Source organism: Agromyces sp. Marseille-P2726 (genome assembly GCF_902809835.1).
Classification (GTDB): Bacteria; Actinomycetota; Actinomycetes; order Actinomycetales; family Microbacteriaceae; genus Agromyces.
In genome coordinates this window covers 1-19,964 of record NZ_CADDWM010000009.1, presented here as the reverse complement: position 1 = coordinate 19,964, position 19,964 = coordinate 1, and the positions used below count along the sequence as shown (strand labels likewise).

At 68.1% G+C, this 19,964-nt stretch carries 16 protein-coding genes; 6 read left to right on the top strand and 10 right to left on the bottom strand.

The window, feature by feature from the left end; genetic code table 11:
• Positions 1-109: 109 nt before the first annotated feature.
• The 8 genes from HUS56_RS02565 to HUS56_RS02530 form a co-directional block, all read right to left on the bottom strand.
• Complete coding sequence (locus HUS56_RS02565) at positions 110-481, bottom strand: hypothetical protein (protein ID WP_173921865.1); 372 nt, start codon at positions 479-481, stop codon at positions 110-112.
• A 145-nt stretch (positions 482-626) separates the two neighbouring features.
• Positions 627-1,997 (bottom strand): replicative DNA helicase, encoded by a 1,371-nt coding sequence (dnaB, locus tag HUS56_RS02560; protein ID WP_173921864.1) that lies wholly within the window; start codon positions 1,995-1,997, stop codon positions 627-629.
• A 573-nt stretch (positions 1,998-2,570) separates the two neighbouring features.
• A complete protein-coding gene (gene rplI, locus HUS56_RS02555) occupies positions 2,571-3,023 on the bottom strand; it encodes a 50S ribosomal protein L9 (protein ID WP_173921863.1) in 453 nt (150 codons plus the stop codon).
• Between the two features lie 11 nt (positions 3,024-3,034).
• A complete protein-coding gene (rpsR, locus tag HUS56_RS02550; protein ID WP_056727560.1) occupies positions 3,035-3,295 on the bottom strand; it encodes a 30S ribosomal protein S18 in 261 nt (86 codons plus the stop codon).
• A gap of 66 nt (positions 3,296-3,361) precedes the next feature.
• Positions 3,362-3,871: a single-stranded DNA-binding protein gene (locus tag HUS56_RS02545; protein WP_173921862.1), complete on the bottom strand. Its 510-nt coding sequence runs from the start codon at positions 3,869-3,871 to the stop codon at positions 3,362-3,364.
• A 5-nt stretch (positions 3,872-3,876) separates the two neighbouring features.
• Positions 3,877-4,293, bottom strand: coding sequence for a 30S ribosomal protein S6 (gene rpsF, locus HUS56_RS02540; protein WP_173921861.1), 417 nt, complete (start codon positions 4,291-4,293; stop codon positions 3,877-3,879).
• A 255-nt stretch (positions 4,294-4,548) separates the two neighbouring features.
• Positions 4,549-5,460, bottom strand: coding sequence for a hypothetical protein (locus HUS56_RS02535; RefSeq protein ID WP_173921860.1), 912 nt, complete (start codon positions 5,458-5,460; stop codon positions 4,549-4,551).
• Positions 5,461-5,717: 257 nt separating this feature from the next.
• Positions 5,718-7,151: a CCA tRNA nucleotidyltransferase gene (locus HUS56_RS02530; RefSeq protein WP_173921859.1), complete on the bottom strand. Its 1,434-nt coding sequence runs from the start codon at positions 7,149-7,151 to the stop codon at positions 5,718-5,720.
• Positions 7,152-7,278: 127 nt separating this feature from the next.
• Here HUS56_RS02530 and HUS56_RS02525 point away from each other — a divergent pair, with 127 nt between their 5' ends.
• From HUS56_RS02525 to HUS56_RS02500, 6 genes are all read left to right on the top strand, one after another.
• Entirely contained in the window at positions 7,279-9,630 is a 2,352-nt protein-coding gene (locus HUS56_RS02525; RefSeq protein ID WP_173921858.1) for a DUF6049 family protein, read from the top strand.
• Positions 9,623-11,242 (top strand): murein biosynthesis integral membrane protein MurJ, encoded by a 1,620-nt coding sequence (murJ, locus tag HUS56_RS02520; RefSeq protein WP_254431251.1) that lies wholly within the window; start codon positions 9,623-9,625, stop codon positions 11,240-11,242. Before HUS56_RS02525 ends, murJ begins: the two co-directional genes overlap by 8 nt.
• A gap of 106 nt (positions 11,243-11,348) precedes the next feature.
• Positions 11,349-12,356 (top strand): thioredoxin-disulfide reductase, encoded by a 1,008-nt coding sequence (gene trxB / locus HUS56_RS02515; protein WP_173921856.1) that lies wholly within the window; start codon positions 11,349-11,351, stop codon positions 12,354-12,356.
• A gap of 51 nt (positions 12,357-12,407) precedes the next feature.
• Positions 12,408-12,731 carry a thioredoxin gene (trxA, locus tag HUS56_RS02510; protein WP_173921855.1) on the top strand — a complete coding sequence of 108 codons (324 nt, stop codon included), beginning with the start codon at positions 12,408-12,410 and terminating at the stop codon, positions 12,729-12,731.
• Between the two features lie 102 nt (positions 12,732-12,833).
• The gene (locus HUS56_RS02505; RefSeq protein WP_173921854.1) at positions 12,834-14,156 is read left to right on the top strand and encodes a PLP-dependent aminotransferase family protein; all 1,323 of its coding nucleotides are present in this window, start codon (positions 12,834-12,836) and stop codon (positions 14,154-14,156) included.
• A 16-nt stretch (positions 14,157-14,172) separates the two neighbouring features.
• Positions 14,173-15,132, top strand: coding sequence for an ATP-grasp domain-containing protein (locus tag HUS56_RS02500; protein WP_173921853.1), 960 nt, complete (start codon positions 14,173-14,175; stop codon positions 15,130-15,132).
• 78 nt (positions 15,133-15,210) lie between these two features.
• Here HUS56_RS02500 and HUS56_RS02495 read toward each other — a convergent pair whose 3' ends face one another.
• Both HUS56_RS02495 and HUS56_RS02490 read right to left on the bottom strand, forming a co-directional pair.
• Positions 15,211-16,194, bottom strand: a complete 984-nt coding sequence (locus HUS56_RS02495; protein WP_173921852.1) for a ParB/RepB/Spo0J family partition protein — start codon at positions 16,192-16,194, stop codon at positions 15,211-15,213.
• A gap of 19 nt (positions 16,195-16,213) precedes the next feature.
• Entirely contained in the window at positions 16,214-17,236 is a 1,023-nt protein-coding gene (locus tag HUS56_RS02490) for a ParA family protein (protein ID WP_173921923.1), read from the bottom strand.
• Between the last annotated feature and the right edge of the window lie 2,728 nt (positions 17,237-19,964).

The following is a 19,964-nucleotide window of genomic DNA, read 5'->3' as shown; positions in this document are numbered from 1 at the left end:
GACGGGGGGCACCATCCCGCGCCTTCCAGTCAGGAGCCTCGACCGCAGCTCCGGGCGCGCTGACGTCGGCGAGGTGATCGTTCACGCACCTCGGATGTCGCGGCGCAGGTCAGCGACGGCTGGAGTACCGGGCCGCACCGACGATCATGGCGAGCGCCGCACCGAGCGCGGATACCAACGGCACCGCGACCACGGCGAGCGCGACCGTATTGGGGCGGAACTTCAGACCATCGGGGCCGCCGATGTACGCCCCGATCGGCACGGAATAGCCGCCGCCACCACCACCGCTTCCCTCGCCCCGCCCGGCCGGGATCTTCTCGGATGCCGGCATGTCGCCCGAACCCTCGCCTCCGCCGAAGCCGAACGCCACGAGCGCCACTGGCACGAGTTCACGTCCGTCCACCGTGGTCTTCTCGCCGTATGCCACCTTCGCGCCCCACGCGGGCACCGATTCCGCCAAGTTCTCGATGAGCTTCGCCATGGGTCGACGGTACGCGCGATGTCCACGCGCGGCTAGACCCGACGACGTTTCGCGCCCGCGGCGGTCCCGTCGACCACCTTCCCTACTCTGGGATCACACGGCGAACCACAGCGTCAGCTTGGCGACCTCTGTGATCACATGTCGACTACACCTGCACCATGTCGGCGAACCGCGAGAAGTGCCCGTGGAAGGCGACGGTGATGGTGCGCGTCGGCCCGTTGCGGTGCTTGGCCACGATGAGGTCGGCCTCGCCGGCCCTGGGGCTGTCGCGCTCGTAGGCGCTCTCGCGGTGCAGCAGGATCACCATGTCGGCGTCCTGCTCGATCGACCCCGACTCACGCAGGTCGCTCAGGGCGGGCATCTTGTCGGCACGCTGCTCGGGGCCGCGGTTCAGCTGCGACAGTGCGACCACCGGAACCTGCAACTCCTTCGCGAGGAGCTTCAGCGCGCGGGAGAACTCGGAGACCTCCTGCTGGCGGCTCTCGACGCGCTTGCCGCTCGTCATGAGCTGGAGGTAGTCGATGACGACCATCTTGAGTCCCACCCGCTGCTTGAGCCGTCGGCACTTCGCACGGATCTCGACGAGCGTCATGTTGGGCGAGTCGTCGATGAAGAGCGGTGCGTCGTTGATGCGGCCGCGAGTGGCGGCGATCGTGGTCCAGTCGCGGGAATCGACGGTGCCCTTGCGCATCATCTGCAGCGGCACGGATGCCTCGGCTGAGAGCAGGCGCATGGCGATCTCGCTCTTGCCCATCTCGAGCGAGAAGAGGATCGACGGCAGGTCGTTGCCGATGGAGGCCGCCCGGGCGAAGTCGAGTGCGAGCGTGGACTTGCCCATCGCGGGTCGCGCCGCGACGATGATCATCTGCCCAGGATGGAACCCGTTGGTGAGCTCGTCGAGGTCGGCGAACCCGGTGGGGACGCCCGTCAACTTGCCGTCGGTATGCTTCGCGGCCTCGATCTCATCGATGGCCGCCGTGACGGCATCGGTGAGCGGGACGTAGTCTTCGCTCTCGGTGGAGCCCGTGACCGAATAGATCTCGGCCTGGGCCGTGTTCACGAGCTCGGTGACCTCGCCCTCGCCTGCATAGCCCATCTGCACGATGCGGGTGCCCGCCTCGACGAGACGGCGCAGGAGGGCCCGCTCGGCCACGATCGAGGCGTAGTAGCCAGCGTTGGCGGCGGTCGGCACGAGACTCGTGAGCGTGTGCAGGTACTCGACCCCGCCGGCCCGTTGCAGCTCACCGGTCTTGGTCAGCTCGTCGGTGACCGCGATGACGTCGGTCGGCTCGCCGTGCGAGTAGAGGGAGAGGATCGCGTCGAAGACCACCTCGTGCTTCGGCACGTAGAAGTCGACGCCCCGCACCGTCTCGATCACGTCGGCAACGGCGTCTTTCGAGAGCATCATGCCGCCGAGTGCGCTCTGTTCGGCGAGCAGGTCGTGCGGGGGAGTGCGCTCACCGCGGCGGTTGCCGTCGTCGTTCGGCTCGGCGAGCCCGATGTGCGCGATCGACAACGTGATGACCTCCGATTTCGGCTCCCGGCGGTGCGGATTCAGCGCCCGCACTTCAGTGTGGCCGGAGCCTCTGACACGGGCTCGGCCAGCCGATTGAACTGCTGATCCCAGGACGCTGCTTCACGATATGGAAGCCTCGTGCACAGCACAACTCACCCTGTGGATAACTCTGGGGAGAAACTGGGCGAAACGCCGCGGAACGTGTGCACTCGCCCTGTGGAAAACTGTGGAATTGCCCCGAACTACACCGCTGTAATTTCCTTATGATCAGGGAATTCATCATTCCACACCTGTGGACGAAAACTTCTTCAGAACTCCGAGGCGGCCACGCGTGGACCTGTGCACAACGATCACAGGAATCGTCAAGAAATATTGTGCGCGGCATCGTCGCGGTGGTACAACCGGTGCTGTCGATTGCGTGGGGGCGCCGGCCGTCGAGGAGGATGGCGGCGGAGTCCTGTACGTCCTCGACGCGGTCGATGGGGGTCGAGCGACGCGTGTTCCGTCGCGACCCGAAGATGCGAGACGGCGGCCGGGCCGAAGCCCGAGCCGCCGTCTGCCTGAGTGCGCGAATTACTTCGCAGCGACCACCTGGAGGGTGATCGTCGCCGAGACCTCATCGCGGAGGCGAACGGTCGCCTCGTGCTCGCCGACCGCCTTGATGGGGGTCGGGATCTCGATCTTGCGCTTGTCGAGCTCGCCGAGACCGGCGTCGGCGACGGCAGCCGCGACATCCGCCGTCTTCACCGAACCGAAGAGGCGACCGCCGAGGCCGGCCTTGACGGTCAGTCGAACCTTCTCCGCCTCGAGCTTGGCCTTCACGGCCTGGGCGTCTTCGAGGGAGTGGAGCTCGCGAGCCGAACGGGCGGCCTTGATCTGGTCGACCTGCTTCTGGCCGCCGCGGGTCCACGGCGTGGCGAGGCCCTGCGGAACCAGGTAGTTGCGGGCGTAGCCGTTCTTGACCTCGACCACGTCACCTGCAGCCCCGAGGCCCGTGACCTCGTTGGTGAGAATAACCTTTGCCATCGTCGTGCTCCTTAGCGGCCGGAGCCCGAGTAGGGCAGGAGGGCCATCTCGCGCGCGTTCTTCACGGCGCGGGCGATGAGGCGCTGCTCCTGCACGGAGACACCGGTGATGCGGCGGGCGCGGATCTTGCCGCGCTCGGAGATGAACTTGCGGAGGGTGGCGACATCCTTGTAGTCGATGACGCCGACCTTGATCGACTTCGCCGGGGCGGCGTTCTTCGCGCCCTTCCCGCGGCTCGGCTTGCGGCGGTCGCCGCTTGACTTTCCAGCCATTGGATTTCCTGTCTTGGTGTTCTGCGGGTTGAGGAGGCGCGAAGCGCCGTCTCGAAACCCTGGTGATTAGAAGGGGGTCTCGTCGCCGTAGCTCGTGCCCGGCGTGTTCCAGACATCGCCGCCGCCCTGCCGGGCCGCGGGAGCACTCGGCGCCCACGCGTCGTCGGACTGGCCGCCGCCGTAGGAGCCGCCGCCGACCGCGCCACGGTTCGACTGGGCTCGGGTCACGGAAGCGGTGGCGTAGCGCAGGCTCGGGCCGATCTCGTCGATCTCGAGCTCGATGGTGGTGCGCTTCTCGCCTTCCTTCGTCTCGTACGAACGCTGCTTGAGACGCCCGGAAGCGATGACCCGGGTACCTTTGGTGAGCGATCCGGCGACGTGCTCGGCGAACTCGCGCCAGACACTCGCGCGCAGGAACAGCGCTTCACCGTCCTTCCACTCGTTCGCCTGACGGTCGTACGTGCGGGGGGTGGACGCGATGGTGAAGTTGGCAACCGCCAGCCCGTTCTGCGTGTAGCGCAGCTCGGGGTCTGCCGTGAGGTTGCCCACCACGGTGATGATCGTCTCGCCGGCCATGGGACCTAGGCGTCCTTGGTCGAGGCGGGGGCGGATGCCGCGGCAGCAGCCCGGGCACCGGCCTTCGCAGAGGCAGCGGCCTTCTTCGCGGCCTTCTCCTCCTGCGCCTTGGTGTGGGCGGCGACCTGGGCGATCGCGTCTTCTGCGCGGAGCACCTTGGTGCGCATGACGGCCTCGCTGAGGTTCAGCTGGCGGTCGAGCTCATCGGTGGTCGTGGACTCCGCGGTGAAGTCGACGACGGCGTAGATGCCCTCGGACTTCTTGTTGATCTCGTAGGCCAGACGACGACGTCCCCAGATGTCGACCTTGTCGACGGTGCCGCCATCGTTACGGATGACGTTGAGGAACTTGTCAAGGCTGGGAGCAACGGTGCGCTCGTCGATCTCGGGATCGAGGATGACCATCAGCTCGTACTGGTGCATGACTTACCCACCTCCTTCGGACTCAGCGGCTGCCGGGTCGGTCCCGGCAGCAGGAGGGTGTTCACGCGTCGCACCGAGGAGGCCGCGACTGCGGCACACGGGCAACCTGTCAATGGTAACGGATGCCCCGCCCGCGCGCACATCGCCGCCGGTGCTGCCCTTCCCGGTCTGATCGCCGAGTGTGCTCGAAACCACGTGCCGCGACAGCGCGCGCCGGCCTTTCGATAGCATTTCGGGCACAGTCGACGACTCCTGTCACCGGGTGGGATGGAGACCGTGCGCGATCAGGTGAGCCCGGAGGCGCAGCAGGTTCGTCCCGATGTCCCAGCCCCATCGAATGCCGAACGGCCGATGGCGTCGGATCCGATCCTCTCGGTCCTTCTCCGCGAGCAGGATCTCCTCGAGCGCACGTCCATCGGTGAATTCCTCCCGCAGGTACTTGCCCCGCCCATCGAACTCCCCGAAATGACCGGAGTCGGGCCAGTCGAAGTCCACGATGTCGCGACCGCCGTCGTATCGCTCCAAGGCCACTTGCAGGCCCGGCGCCGGGAATCCCGCCAAGTGCATGTTCGCCCGGCTGGCCGATTCGCCGGCGGAGTCGGAGCGAGGGTCGGCGAAGGCGACCACGGCCCGGGCGGCCCGGATGCCGCGCCGCCCCGGATACCGCTCGATCGCCTCGATCACCTGCTCGCGAGGCACTCCGTCGACCTGTCCCAGCAGATCGGACCGGAACTCGCTCCGCAGTCCGCGGTCGACGGCCGCGACCGCGGCCGCGAAGTCGCGTGTGCGTGCCAGGTCGACCATCGTGCGAACCAGCGAGGTCACGAGCATCCCGTCGACCTCGACCACCTCGTCGTCGCGGATGGCGTCGTTGTGCCAGACGATCCCTCGCCGAGTGCGTCCGCCCTGACGGGCGAAGCCGACGAGGTCGACCCTGTTCGAGATGCCGATGACCGGCAATCCCCACACGAGGGCGGCGGATCGATGCGAGAACACCGGACGGGTTCGCATCGCGGCATCCACCGCCTGCATCCGTATGAAGTGGGCGGCCTCCCGCTCGCGTTCCGGCCAGTCTTCGGGCGCCACGTACGCGCCGTGCCGTACCTTGACCAGGAGCCCGCCCTTCGCTCGCGTACTCGACCTGCGGTCGCCGGTGACCAATGACACGTGGCGGAGCGTCCAATCCTCCGAACCTTCCATCGGCGCAGTCCACGCCATATCGAGCCCTCGTTGCGCGACGACCGGCGAACCGCCTCACGGCAACGTCGTTCGCAGCGATGTGGAGGACGAGTCCGGCGCGCCGAGTGTGCCCGATACTGCCGCCGGAACCGCCCGAAATCCCCGCGGCGGGCGCACAATGAGCACACTCGGCGAGCTCGCCCCGCGGCGGGCGCACGATGAGCACACTCGGCGAGAAGACGAGGTCAGGATGGCGCGCGCTGCGCCCACCAGGCGAGCAGCCGCTCGCGCGCGGCGTCGGCACCGATCGGGCCCTCGTCGAGCCGCACGTCGAGCAGGAAGCGGTACGCCTCGCCCACGATCGGGCCGGGCTTCACGCCCAGCAGCGCCATGATCTGCTCGCCGTCGAGCTCGGGGCGCACCGCCGCGAGCTCCTCCTGCTCGGCGAGCACCGCGATGCGCTCCTCGAGGTCGTCGTAGGCGAAGCCGAGGCGATCGGCCTTGCGACGATTGCGGGTCGTGACATCCGCTCGAGTGAGGATGTGCAGCCGCTCGAGCTGGTCGCCGGCGTCGCGCACGTAGCGACGGACGGCCGAGTCGGTCCAGGCCCCGTCGGTGTACCCGAAGAACCGCAGGTGCAGTTCGATCAGGCGGGAGACCGCGGCGATCGTGTCGTTGTCGTACCGGAGCGCCCGGAGCCGCTTGCGGGCGAGCTTGGCGCCGACGACGTCGTGGTGGTGGAACGTCACTGCGCCGCCGCGCTCGAGCCGACGCGTGGCCGGCTTGCCGATGTCGTGCAACAGGGCCGCGAGCCGCAGCACGAGGTCGGGAGAGTCCAGTCGACCGCGCGACACCTCGTAATCGATCGCCTGGTCGAGCACGGTGAGCGAGTGCTCGTACACGTCCTTGTGGTGGTGATGCTCGTCGATCTCGAGGCGCAGCGCCGGGATCTCTGGCAGGACCCGATCGGCGAGTCCCGACTCGACGAGCAGGCGGATGCCGCCCCGAGGTGCCGCGGTCAGCAGGAGCTTCGACAGCTCGTCGCGCACGCGCTCGGCGGAGATGCGGTCGATCTCGGATGCGAGCTCGGTCATCGCCGCGCGGGTCCCCTCCTCGACCTCGAATCCGAGCTGAGCCGAGAATCGGGCGGCGCGCAGCATGCGCAGCGGGTCATCGCCGAACGACCGCTCGGGCGCGGCCGGCGTGCGCAGGGTCGCGGCGAGCAGGTCGTCGATCCCGCCCGACGGGTCGACGAGCGCGAGCTGGGGCAGGCGCAGTGCGAGCGCGTTGACGGTGAAGTCGCGGCGCGCCAGGTCGTCCTCGAGGCTCGACCCGAACACCACCTCGGGCTTGCGCGAGTCGCCGTCGTACGAGTCGGCGCGGTACGTGGTGATCTCCACCGCCTCGCCGGCGATCTTCGCCCCGATCGTGCCGAAGTCGCGGCCGATGTCCCAGTGGGCCTCGGCGATCGGCTCGACGATCGCGAGGATCTCGTCGGGCGTGGCATCCGTCGTGAAATCGAGATCGTTCGTCTGCCTGCCGAGGAACGCGTCGCGCACCGGGCCGCCGACGAGGGCGATCTCGCGACCCGCCGCGTCGAACGCCTGGGCGAGTTGCGCGACCGTCGGCGAATCGGCCAGCCCTCTCAGCCGCTCGAGGGCCGCCGCGACGCTCTGCATGGCCTCCATGCTATTCCGGGGGCTCGGGCGGTCGGCGTCGTGACCGAACAGAAGGCGGTCGGATGCCGCGGGCAACGCCTGTGGACGTCGAGCGGATGCTCAAGACCCACGCCGTAGAATCGCGTGCATGGTGGCGGAGCGGAACGAGGCGTACGCGCGCGCCGACTCCACCCTCCGGCACCGGCGCCGCCGCCGAGGGGCGCTGCTGCTGGGTGCGGGCGCCGCCATCGTGGTGGGCGTGATGACCGCACCGCTCGCCGCCAGCGCGGGATTCGAGGCCGCCGCGGGCATGCTGTCGGTACTCGCCGTGCCGGGGGCCGACGCCTCGAGCGCTCGACCCGCGGCAGCCAGGGGAGCGCGGACGATCCAACCCGCCGACGACGAGAGCGGCGTGCTCGTTCGCGTCTCGCCGACGATCACCACCGCCATCACGCCGAGTGCGTCCGTGGCCCTCTCGGTCGAGATCGAGAACGCCACCGGCGAATCCCTTGCTGCGGGCGTGGTTCGGCTCGTCCGCACCGGCTCATCGATCGACGACGAGGCCGAACTCGACGACTGGCTGTCGTCGGGCGCCGCCGAAGGCCAGCCCGGGCTGGGCCAATCGGTGGTCCCGCTCGCCGAAGCGCCGTCCCGGGGGCTCGCCTCAGGCGGCACGACGGTCGTGCCGTTCACGGTCCCGGGGGAGTCGTTCGCCGAACTCGCCGACTCTCACGTCATCGGGCTCGGAGCCGAACTGGTGGTCGGCGACACCGTGGTGGCCGCCGGCGTCGACGCATTCCCCAACGGGGATGTACCGGCATCCGGATCGGTGGCCGTCGCACTCGCGGCCCCGCTCACCGTGCCGTCGACCGTCACCGACGGCCTCATCGACGCCTCGCAGCTCGAGAACTGGACGGGCCCGACCGGGCTCTTGACCCGGCAGCTCGAGGCACTGGCCGGGCGACGCGTCGCCATCGGCATCGACCCGCGCATCATCGCGTCGATCCGGGTGCTCGGCACGGCGGCGCCGGCGACCGCGACGGCGTGGCTCGACCGGCTGGCGAGCGTACCGAACGAGGTCTTCCCGCTCGCCTACGCCGACGCGGATCTCGCGCTGCAGGCGCAGCTCGGACTGTCTGCGCCGCTCAGTGCGACGACGTTCGCCGATGCGCTCGACCCGGCCAACTTCTCGACCCCGGCCGACGAAGCGGGAACCGAGCAGGACGCCGGCGACGGCGCCGGTCCCACCCCGACGGCCTCGCCCGAGCCCCAGCCGACGCCGGGCGGCCTTCCCACGACCGAGGAACTGCTCGACTGGCCGTATACCCGCGCCGACATCGCCTGGCCCGCCGACGACTCCGTGGCAGCCGGGAATCTCGGCTTCTTCGACGCCGCAGGCCTGACGACGACATTCCTCTCCTCAGCAAATGCCGCGCCCGTCGAGGGCCCCGCCCAGTCGTCGGCGAACGTCGACGGTTCCACCGTGCTCGTCGCCGATGGCGCGCTCACCGACGCGATCCGGGCCGCGTCGAACGCTGCGACCGACACCGAGTGGAGGGCTGCGGCGGGCCTGATGCTGTCCGAGCTCGCGCTCGACGCGAGCGATGCGCGCACGACGGTGCTGGCGATGTTCGACCGTGGTGCGGCGCCGCAGCCCATCCGTGTGTCCGCCCTCATCGACGAGGTGGCCACCTCGCCCTGGTCGTCGCTCGCCGGACTCTCCGACGCGATCGGCGCCCCACCCGAGGCCCGCGCGCTCGTCGATGAGCCCGAGACCCAAGAGCGGCTCGCGACCGCGGCGAGCATGGTGCAGGCCGAGGCCGACGTGACGGCGTTCGCGAGCGTGCTCGCCGATGCCGCCCTGCTCACGGGGCCGACGCGACGCGACCTGCTCGCCCTCCTCAGTGTCGAGTGGATCGACGATCCCCAGGCGTGGAACGCCGCGGTCACCGAGTGGCTGACGACGCAGTCCGCGATCCTCGATGCGGTCTCCGTGGTCCCCAGCAGCACGATCAACGTCGTGTCGACCGAGACGGGCGTGCCGACCACCATCGAGAACGCGCTGTCGTATCCCGTCACGGTCGTCGTCGACGTCAACCCGTCCAACGGACGCCTCATCGTCGAAGACCAGGTCGAGGTCACGGTCGAGCCCCAGTCGCGCAGCACCGTGCGGGTGCCGGTCGCCGCGGGTGTCGGCAACGGCGAGGTCTCGCTGGCGGTGTCGCTGTCGTCCCCCTCGGGCGTGCCGATCGGCAGCACGGTGACCATCCCCGCGAACGTGCAGGCCGACTGGGAGGGGCTCGGCGCTGCGATCCTCGCGGCGATCGTGATTCTCGTGTTCGGCATCGGCGTATGGCGCAGCATCCGCCGCCGCCGCCGGGAGCGCACCGCCAAGGCGAATGCCACGGATGCCGCAGCCGACCCCCGTTCGACGAACGCCGGCCCCGCGTCATCCGCTCGCTCGGATTCCGACGAACCGACGGATGCGCACCGTGACTGACCCCGATCGCATCGGTCGCGCCAGCTTCTTCCTGGCCTCGGGCACCATCGTGTCGCGACTCCTCGGATTCCTGAAGGCGATCGTTCTCGCCGCCGCGATCGGCGTCGTCGGCTCCACGTCGGCCGATGCGTTCGCGGTCGCCAACGGCCTGCCGAACACGGTGTACGTCATCGTCGCAGGCGGCGTGCTCTCGGCCGTGCTCGTGCCGCAGATCGTGCGGGCCAGCACGAATCCCGACGGCGGCAGCGCCTACATCAACAAGCTGCTCACGCTGGCGCTCGTCGTCATCGGCGCGGCCACGGTATTGGCGACGGCGCTCGCCCCGGTGCTCGCGTGGATCTACGCCGGGTCCAACCCCGAGATCCTCCCGCTCGCCATCGCGTTCGCGTGGTGGTGCCTGCCCCAGATCTTCTTCTACGGGCTCTACACACTGCTCGGCGAGGTGCTGAACGCTCGACGCAGCTTCGGCCCGTTCACCTGGGTGCCCGTGCTGAACAACATCGTCGCGCTCATCGGCCTCGTGATCTTCGGCGTGCTCTTCGGCTTCGATCCCGACGGCACGCGAACCGTCGACGACTGGGATCCGCTCATGATCGCCGTGCTCGCGGGTTCTGCAACGCTCGGCATCGTCACGCAGGCCGTGGTGCTGTTCTGGTTCTGGCGGCGCATCGGGCTCCGCTACCGTCCCGACTTCGGCTGGCGCGGCGTCGGACTCGGCGCCGCCGGACGCATGGCGGGTTGGACCTTCGGGATGCTGCTGCTCACCACGTTCGCCGGCATCGTGCAGACCCAGGTCGTGCTCCTGGCGTCGGGCGCGGGCGCCTCGCTGGCCGCGATCGACAACGCGTGGCTCGTGTTCATGCTGCCGCACTCGGTGATCACGGTCTCGATCGCGACCGCCTACTTCACGCGCATGAGCGAGCACGCGCACCTCGGCGCCCTCGACCGGGTCCGCGACGACTTCTCGAGCGCCGTGCGGGGCGTGACCGTGATCCTCGTGCTCGCCGCGGCGGTGCTCATGGTGGTGGCGTATCCGTTCGCCGCGGTGTTCCAACCCGGACTCGAACGCGCATCCGCCCTCGGCAACGTGATCATCGCGTTCGCCATCGGCCTCGTCGGGTTCAGCATGCTCTTCGTCGTGCAGCGCACGTTCTACGCCCTCGGTGACACCCGCACTCCGTTCTTCTTCACGCTCTTCCAGGTCATCGTCTTCTCGGCGGCAGCGCTCGCGTGCATCGCCCTTCCGGTGCAGTGGATCGCGGTCGGCGTCGCCCTCGCGACGACGCTCGCGGGCACCGCCCAACTCGTGCTGGCCCTCGTGCTGCTGCGCCGCAAGCTCGGCCTGCTCGAGGGGCGACGCATCGCCCTGAGCCTGCTGCGCGACCTCGGCGCGGTGCTGATCCCGGCCGCGGTGGGCGTCGCACTGCTCATCGCACTCGGCGGCACCACGGCCGGCGGCTTCGCGGTCACCGACCGCAGCGGTGCGATCATCTCGATGGCGATCATCGGAATCGTGATGGCGACGATCTACTTCGGAGTGCTCTGGTTGCTGCGCTCCCCTGAGCTGCGGGGATTCGCCGCCCCACTCCTCGCACGACTTTCCAAGCGGTGAAAGGCCCACCCGGCCTCGGAATACCCGACACCTAGACTGTGTTCAACACGTCGAGGCATGCGTTGCGACGGATGCTTCAGATCCACCAGCAACGACGGGAGCGGGTTTGCGCGACATCATCATCATCGGTTCGGGCCCTGCCGGGTTCACCGCCGCCATCTACGCCGCCCGCGCCGAGTTGAAGCCGCTCCTCATCGCGAGCTCCGTCGAGATCGGCGGCGAGCTGATGAACACCACCGAGGTCGAGAACTTCCCCGGATTCCCCGAGGGCATCATGGGTCCCGACCTGATGGCCAAGCTGCAGGCCCAGGCCGAGCGATTCGGCACCGAGGTGGTCTATGACGACGTCGTCGAACTCGACGTCGAGGGCCCGGTGAAGCGCGTCAAGCTCGGGAGCGGCGACGTGCACGAGGCCAAGGCGCTCATCTACGCGACCGGTTCCGCCTACCGCAAGCTCGGTCTCCCCGAGGAGGAGATCCTCTCGGGCCATGGCCTCTCGTGGTGCGCCACCTGCGACGGCTTCTTCTTCAAGCAGAAGACCATCGCGGTCGTGGGCGGCGGCGACTCCGCCATGGAGGAGGCGACCTTCCTCACGAAGTTCGCCGACAAGGTGTACGTGATCCACCGCCGTGACTCGCTCAGGGCATCGAAGATCATGCAGAAGCGAGCCTTCGACAACCCGAAGATCGAGTTCATCTGGAACGCCGAGGTCACGCAGATCCACGGCACCGACCAGGTGACCGGGGTGACGCTCCGCGATACCGTCACCGGAGAGTTGCGAGCGCTCGACCTCGACGGTCTGTTCGTCGCGGTGGGCAACGACCCACGCACCCACCTCGTGCACGGCAAGCTCCAGCTCACCCGCGAGGGAACCATTCACGTCGAGGGTCGCTCGTCGCGCACCTCGGTTCCCGGCGTGTTCGCCGCGGGTGACGTGATCGACCCCTTCTACCGGCAGGCCGTGACCGCCGCCGGCTCGGGCACCGTCGCCGCACTCGACGCCGAGCACTACCTGGCCGCCCTCGAAGACTCGCCCTCACCCGAGATCGCCGAGATCAAGGCGGAGGCGATCGAAGAGGTCACCGCTGTCGAGAACTTCGCCCAGACGCGCTGACGACGCCGGGCCGTCGTCCGCGGCATCCGCTTCACCAAAGGAGAAAACGCTATGACTGCACGTGCAGTGACCGAGGCCACCTTCGAGCAGGAGGTCCTCAAGAACGACAAGGCTGTTCTCGTCGACTTCTGGGCAGAGTGGTGCGGTCCGTGCCGCATGGTGAGCCCGATCCTCGACCAGATCGCGACCGAGCACTCAGACAAGCTCGACATCGTCAAGCTGAACGTCGATGAGAACCCGCAGCTCGCGATGAAGTACCAGATCACCGCGATTCCCGCGTTCAAGGTGTTCGAGAAGGGCGAGGTCGTCAAGACCGTCATCGGCGCGAAGCCCAAGCCCGCGCTCGAGGCCGACCTCGCCGCCTACATCTCGTAGCCGGCCGCCTCACCAACTCGAGACCCGTCCGGTGCCACCGGGCGGGTCTTTCGCGTACCGACGCACAACTAGCATTGAACTTCGAGCAGAAACGGAAGCGACGTGACCTCTGACGGCGTCCCCCGGCGGACCGGCAACAATCTCGACCCCTGGTACTCGAACTACGCCGAGCGAGCCGCGGGGCTCGCTGCCTCCGAAGTCCGCGCGCTCTTCGCGGTCGCCTCCAGACCCGAGGTCGTCTCCCTCGCGGGCGGCATGCCGTTCGTGTCGGCGCTTCCCGAGGAGCTCATCGTCTCCTCGATGGAACGGGTCATGCGCACGCAGGGCCCGACCGCGCTGCAGTACGGCTCCGGACAGGGGATCCCCGCGCTCCGCGAGCACATTCTCGACGTCATGTCGCTCGAGGGCATCCGCGGCTCGGTCGACGATGTGGTCACCGCGACTGGATCGCAGCAGGCTCTCGACCTCGTCGCCAAGCTGTTCATCGACCCGGGCGACGTCATCCTCGCGGAATCGCCGAGCTACGTCGGTGCCCTCGGAGTGTTCCGCTCGTACCAGGCGAGCGTCGTGCACGTCGCGATGGACGAGGACGGCCTCATTCCCGATGCCCTTCGGGAAACGATCGCCCACCTCCGTGGCCAAGGGCGGCGGATCAAGTTCCTCTATACGATCCCGAACTTCCACAACCCGGCCGGCGTGACGTTGGCCGCATCCCGGCGCCCCGAGATCCTCGAAATCTGCCGGCAGAACGAGATCCTGGTCCTCGAAGACAACCCGTACGGCCTGCTCCACTTCGATGAGCCCGCGCCGCCCGCGCTGCGATCGCTCGACGAGGAGCACGTGATCTACCTTGGATCCTTCTCGAAGACCCTCGCCCCCGGATTCCGGGTCGGCTGGGCCCTGGCCCCGCACGCCATCCGCGAGAAGCTCATCCTGGCAGCCGAATCCGCGATCCTCTCACCCAGTTCATTCAGCCAGCTCGTCGTCGCGGAGTACCTCTCCAACGCCGACTGGCGTGGCCAGATCGACACCTTCCGCGGCGTCTATCGCGAACGCAAGGACGCGATGATCGAGGCGTTGGGCGAGCACCTTCCCCAACTGAGCTGGACCAACCCGAACGGCGGCTTCTACGTCTGGGTGACCATGCCCGACATGCTCGATTCGAAGCAGATGCTTCCTCGGGCCGTGCGCGAACTCGTCGCCTACACCCCCGGTACCGCGTTCTTCGCCGATGGTCGCGGGCGACATGCCATGCGCCTGTCGTTCTGCTATCCGACGCCCGATGCCATCCGGGTGGGCATCCGGCGTCTCGCCACCGTCGTGAACGGCGAACTCGACCTCCTGGATACCTTCGCAGGTACCGGCACCCTCCAGCTTCCGCCCACCCCCGGATTCGACTCCGCCCCGCCAACCGACCTCAAGTAGAGGAGAACCCCTGATCATGAGCGATTCGAGCGGCCTGTTCGTCGTCGTCCTGGCGGGCGGGATCTCACACGAGCGTGACGTGTCGCTTCGTTCGGGCCGCCGTGTCGCCGACTCGCTGACCCAAGCCGGCCACCGCGTCGTGCTTCGCGACCCCGACGCCGGTCTCTTTCCCTTCCTCGCGAGCGAGCGCCCCGACGTCGTCTTCCCCGCGCTGCACGGCTCCTCCGGCGAGGACGGTTCGCTCCTCGACCTCCTGGAGGCGGTCGGCATGCCGACTGTCGGTTCGAGCGGCAGCTCGGCGCGGCGGGCGTGGTCGAAACCGGTCGCGAGCTCGCTGGTTGCGGGCGCCGGGGTTGCCGTGCCCGAGTCGGTCGTGCTGTCGCACGAGTCGTTCCGCGAACTCGGCGCGGCGAGCGTGCTGGGAGTCGTCCGTGAAGCGCTCGAGGGTGATGTCGTGGTGAAGCCGGGTTCCGGAGGGTCGGCCCAAGGCGTCACCATCGTGCAAGACCCGAACGACCTGCCTCGAGCAATGGTCGAAGCCTTCACCTATGCCGAGGTCGCCGTCGTCGAGCGTCGCATCAAGGGAACCGAGCTCGCCGTCGCGGTGGTGGACGCGGGTGACGGGCCTCGCGCACTGACGCCCGTCGAGATCGAGCCCAACAGGGGCATCTACAGCTTCGAGGCGCGCTACACGGCCGGCGAGACGACGTTCTATGCGCCGTCCCGCCTCGACGATGCCACGATCGATGCAGTGTCGGATGCCGCGACCCTCGCGCATCGCACCCTCGGACTCCGAGACCTCTCCCGGGTCGACTTCATGGTCGACGATGCGGGGACGCCCTGGTTCCTCGAGGCGAACGTGATCCCCGGACTGACGGAGACGTCGTCGGTGCCGCTCGCGATCGAAGCATCGGGCACGGATACCGCCGCCGTGTACGACTCCCTCGTGCGCGCCGCCGTTGCACGTGGTGCCTAGCCGGTTCGCTCTGCTCGAGTCGTCATCACGACGATGCCCCAACGCGTTTTCCTTCTCACGAGGGGAGAGGCTCTGACCTCACACGCCTTCGAGCTCTTCGCCGAGGTCCGTGAGGATCCGACGAAGGTCCTGGACCGTGGCGAAATCGATGCTGATCTGGCCTTTGCGCGCCCCGAGGGAGATGCGGACCCGAGTGTTCAAACGATCGCCAAGCCTTGCCGCCAAGTCGTCGAGGAAATCCTGACGCTTCCCGGCCGCAGGCTTCGCCCGCGCGGGCTTCGGATCCGCCGTGGCCAGGGCCTCCGCCGCCCGGACCGACAGTTCCTCGTTGACGATCCTGTCAGCGAACTGCTGCATGCGCTCGGGATCATCACCGACGGCGAGGATCGCGCGAGCGTGTCCCGCGCTCAGGACTCCCGCGGCGACGCGGAGCTGCACGGGCTCGGGAAGCTTCAGCAGCCGGAGCGTATTGGAGATCTGGGGCCGCGATCGCCCGATTCGGCTGGCGAGTTCCTCCTGCGTGATACCGAAATCTGCGAGGAGTTGCTGGTACGCGGATGCCTCCTCGAGAGGATTCAGTTGTGACCGGTGCAGGTTCTCGAGGAGCGCGTCGCGAAGCATCGCGTCGTTCGCCGTGTCCTTGATCACGGCCGGAATGGTGGCGAGCCCCGCCGCCTTCGTGGCCCGGAGCCGCCGCTCACCCATGACCAGCTCGAACTTCCCCAGCAAATCAGGGTGTGGTCGCACGACGATCGGCTGCAGAACGCCGAACTCCTTGATGCTGTGGATCAGTTCCGCGAGATCGTCGGGGTCGAAAACGGTCCGGGGCTGCTGAGCATTCGGAACGATGGTGTCGGGGTCGAGATGCGCGAGGTGCGCGCCGGGAACCGTAAGCAGGCCCTCCGCTGCTGCCGCATGCTCCACGGCGGCGATCGCCGTCGCCGGAGTCGACTCCGCGTCGGGGAAGAACACGTCGACCGGACGAGCGGATCGGGTCCCGTCGTCACCGCTCGGAATCAGCGCGCCGATCCCTCGGCCGAGTCCGGTTCGTTTTGTTGCCATCTATTCCGACTCCTCGGGCTTATGCAGCACCGCGCCGAGCGATCTCGGCGGCGGCTTCTCGATATGAAAGAGACCCGCTCGACGCGTAGTCATACGTGATCACGCTCTGTCCGTAACTGGGGGCTTCGGACACGCGAACCGACCTCGGGATGATCGTGTCGAGGGTCTGGGTGGGGAAGTGGTTGCGCACCTCTTGGGCCACCTGTTGCGCCAAGTTGGTGCGCGAGTCGTACATCGTGAGAAGGATCGTCGACAGCCTGAGATCGGCATTGAGGTGCTTCTCGATGAGCTCGATGTTGCTGAGGAGTTGGGAGAGGCCCTCGAGCGCGTAGTACTCGCACTGTATGGGAATGAGCACCTCCCGAGCAGCTACGAACGCGTTGATCGTGAGGAGTCCGAGCGACGGAGGGCAGTCGATGAGCACGTAGTGATACGGCTCATCCATGGAGGCGAGGTGCGCATTGAGTGCGCGGCGGAGCCGTTGCTCGCGAGCGACCAGCGACACCAACTCGATCTCCGCGCCTGCGAGGTGGATCGTCGCTGGGACGCAGTCGAGCGCTTCGTGCTCAGTAGACGGCCGGATCACCTCGGCGAGCGGGAGATCGGAGACAAGCACCTCGTAAACGCTCTGTTGATCGGACCGGTGCTCGACACCGAGCGCGGTCGACGCGTTGCCCTGCGGATCGAGATCGATCACGAGCACCCGCGCGCCGGCGCGGGCAAGCGCGGCCGCGAGGTTCACTGCCGTGGTGGTCTTGCCCACACCGCCCTTCTGGTTCGAGATCGTGAGCACACGCGTCTCGGGCGGAAGTGGGAGGCGCGTCTCTTCGAGGGCGATCCGTCGTCGCGTCTCATCAGCGAGTTCGTCAGCCAGGGGAGTTCCTCCGTGGTCGGTGGTCGTTTCACGTGAAACGGCGTCTGAAGATGCTTGCGCCGGGGTTTCCGGTGTACCGGCAAGATGATTGGGGTGTGCTGCTAGGGCGGTCGTTTCAGGTGATAGGAGATCGGAAGGCGGTTGCGGAGCAGTGGCGGTCCCGTCCATGACGGAGGCTGACGTCGCGGTCACATCCGTCGTCGCAGTTTCACGTGAAACGACGAAGGACGGCACTCCCTCCGAATCGGTCAGTCGACCAGGCTGCGTTTCACGTGAAACATCAACCGAGAGGCCCGGCGCCGCGGGGTAGGGGGTCATCTCCGATGCTGCCGGAACATCCCGAGATGGCGAGCCGGTGTCTCTGGACGGTGACGGAGTCGCGTGCACCCCATCGGTCAGGCGGGCACCGGCGAACGTGGACGTCTCCAGTTGGGGTCGACCGGGTGTGTTCTCCAGTCCACCAACTTCAATGGACACGTCCGGGGTTTCGGAAGCCAGCGATGGGGAGCGACCGGACCCGTTGGTTTCGGGCGGCGTGGTGGCCGACGTGATGGCTGGGGGAGGCGCCCCCACCGGGTCGGCACCTGTCTCCTCCGCCTCGGCAACGGGTGCTCGCGGCGTTGCAGCGCGCTGGTCGCTCGCTTGGATGTCGCCGGGGGCGTGCTCAGCGGAACCACCGACGATCTCGCGGATGAGGTCCTCCAGCAACGCGTCGGGAGGCGGAGGTGTCGTGGGCATCGATCGGAGCGGCTCGACCTCTCCGGTCAGCGCGGCCGCCGTCTCGGCGTCCCAATCGATGCGCGTCGATGGCTGACGGCCGGCCGCGTCAGCGTACGGCCGACTCGGGTCAGCGGCAGGAGCGGGTTCCTGCGGTTGTATCGGGCCGCGGACGGGCCGGTCATCGATCGCCGGCCCGAGCGATTCCGATGAGGTGTCTCGGTTCTGGGATGCCCCGATCCCGGTCGGCGAGGGGACTCCTGCCGGCGGATCGAGCTGGCTGGCCGCGATGGCCGTCGGGTGCGACGCCGCCCCTGTCGTGGCCGAAAGCGCTGGGTCGACTCGGCCCTCGGCGAGCGGCGGCGGGGGGACCTGCGGGGAGGAAGGTTGGGCCGACCCATCAGCGGGAATGTCGACATCTGGGGCTGCGGACGGAGATGCCGGCGGCGTTGCGGCCCTCGGGGCCGGTTCAGGTTGGTGCGGGGTACGCCTGCGATGGAACCATCCGCGTCCTCCGCCCTGTGCCATGCCGATTACTCCAATCTCGCAACCACGTTCGGGCGACGAGACGCCCGCCTGCCCGAGGCGCAGATCAAGCCTAACGGCGACCGCCGTCTGCTCGATCACGCTGAGGCGCGTTCCGTCGAATGAGGGACACGGCCCCGCCGTGTTGAGGAGGTCTATGCGTCGCCACGACGGGGAGCGCTCACCGAACCACCCGATGCAGACGTCAAATCCGATCGCACACGTGTGCGAGGTCGCCAAGGTGCGAGCACCCCCCGATCCGGCCCGGGATAACGGTCCAGGTCCAGCCCGCCGGGACCGACGAGAAGCACGAGCCACCCTGCGCTTGATGCTGAACGCTGGTATGCCTGCGGTTGCGCATTCCAACCGCGTGTCCGTTTCGCACCATGCCGCTGCCGTTTCACGTGAAACGGGCCACGGCCACACTCCACGCGCAGCGGTACTCAGTTCCCACGACAGCGCTGCGCCAGTAGTGCAGGGCCGAAAGACACCACCGGCGGTCTTGCCGACGCTGCGATCCTCCACGACCCCCCGAGCCAAGGTGGCCATTGCCGCCGTGAAGGTACTGGCCGCCATGACGGCGCACGTTCGGGCTGCTCACGTGCTGCGCGACCGCGTAGGGGCGTCCAGCTCAACCTCGCATCGTCAAGCGGCGGTGGTGGTCCAACCACATACACTCACCGCGCCAGGCGAGCGGCTCCATGCCGCCCGCCGCTTCGACGTCGTGCGGGACAACGCTGGGGTATCACCTCCTCAGCAAAGTCGGCCGTCCGTCTCCACCGCGCACCGACAGGGCGGCGCCAGGCTGGGTATTGCCTTCTCAACCCAGTTACCGCGAACCCATGCGTGGCCCACGACTCGCTCCGCTACCCAACGTTTGACCTGCACTCACCGTCCTTGGGCCGTGGGCCCTCTCAGCCCCCGCTTCACCGCGTCCTCGCCGAGCACAGAGCCGCGCCCCGCCGCGCGAGCGTTTCACGTGAAACACCCTGGGCGACGCCGTTGTCGATCGTCGGCAACGGCGCTCAACAGCAACTCGCTTAGGGGATGGGTGGCCAACGACTCGCGCCGCAACCCGCCGTCTTACCCTTCCGCTCGCTGCGCCTCCGGGAGCCGATGACCTGGTTCCAGCTACAGGCACACCGGCCGGGCGCTACGACTCCGTCGGGAGGGCGGGTTTCACGTGAAACATGCTGCGGCGCTCCGTGTCAATCGTCGGCGAGCGCGCCCGACCGAACGAATCGCACGCATCGCGGGGTCAGCCCCACTTCAACGACGAACGGTCACGAGTGCGAGCCAACGCACGCATCGCACCCCGCAATTGGCGGCGCGGTCCGGCGTCTTACCTACCGCTCGCGCACCGTGACCCGCAGGGCGTGTCACCCAAGGACGAACGGTGGCGAGTGCGCCCCAACGGACCGAATCGCACGCATCGGGGCCCGCAAGTGGCGGCGCAGCGCGGCGTCCTGACTACGCTCGAGCACCGTCGCACGCATCGCGGGGTCACCCCCACTTCGAGGACGAACGGGGTGGCGTCCCTTGTGGTGGTGTAGTTCTCGGTGTTGAGTGTCACGTCTTTGACGTGGTGAGCCATCGTGCGATGGTCGGTGAGAACTGTCTAGGAATCTCACGGAAGGACACATACGCACGATGG

What these genes read in the sequence shown, in the direction of transcription:
- HUS56_RS02565 (WP_173921865.1), bottom strand. Translation starts at nt 481, where the DNA reads ATGGCGAAGCTCATCGAGAACTTGGCGGAATCGGTGCCCGCGTGGGGC.
- rplI (WP_173921863.1), bottom strand. Translation starts at nt 3,023, where the DNA reads ATGGCAAAGGTTATTCTCACCAACGAGGTCACGGGCCTCGGGGCTGCA.
- rpsR (WP_056727560.1), bottom strand. Translation starts at nt 3,295, where the DNA reads ATGGCTGGAAAGTCAAGCGGCGACCGCCGCAAGCCGAGCCGCGGGAAG.
- HUS56_RS02545 (WP_173921862.1), bottom strand. Translation starts at nt 3,871, where the DNA reads ATGGCCGGCGAGACGATCATCACCGTGGTGGGCAACCTCACGGCAGAC.
- rpsF (WP_173921861.1), bottom strand. Translation starts at nt 4,293, where the DNA reads ATGCACCAGTACGAGCTGATGGTCATCCTCGATCCCGAGATCGACGAG.
- HUS56_RS02530 (WP_173921859.1), bottom strand. Translation starts at nt 7,151, where the DNA reads ATGCAGAGCGTCGCGGCGGCCCTCGAGCGGCTGAGAGGGCTGGCCGAT.
- HUS56_RS02525 (WP_173921858.1), top strand. Translation starts at nt 7,279, where the DNA reads ATGGTGGCGGAGCGGAACGAGGCGTACGCGCGCGCCGACTCCACCCTC.
- trxA (WP_173921855.1), top strand. Translation starts at nt 12,408, where the DNA reads ATGACTGCACGTGCAGTGACCGAGGCCACCTTCGAGCAGGAGGTCCTC.
- HUS56_RS02500 (WP_173921853.1), top strand. Translation starts at nt 14,173, where the DNA reads ATGAGCGATTCGAGCGGCCTGTTCGTCGTCGTCCTGGCGGGCGGGATC.
- HUS56_RS02495 (WP_173921852.1), bottom strand. Translation starts at nt 16,194, where the DNA reads ATGGCAACAAAACGAACCGGACTCGGCCGAGGGATCGGCGCGCTGATT.
- HUS56_RS02490 (WP_173921923.1), bottom strand. Translation starts at nt 17,236, where the DNA reads ATGGACGGGACCGCCACTGCTCCGCAACCGCCTTCCGATCTCCTATCA.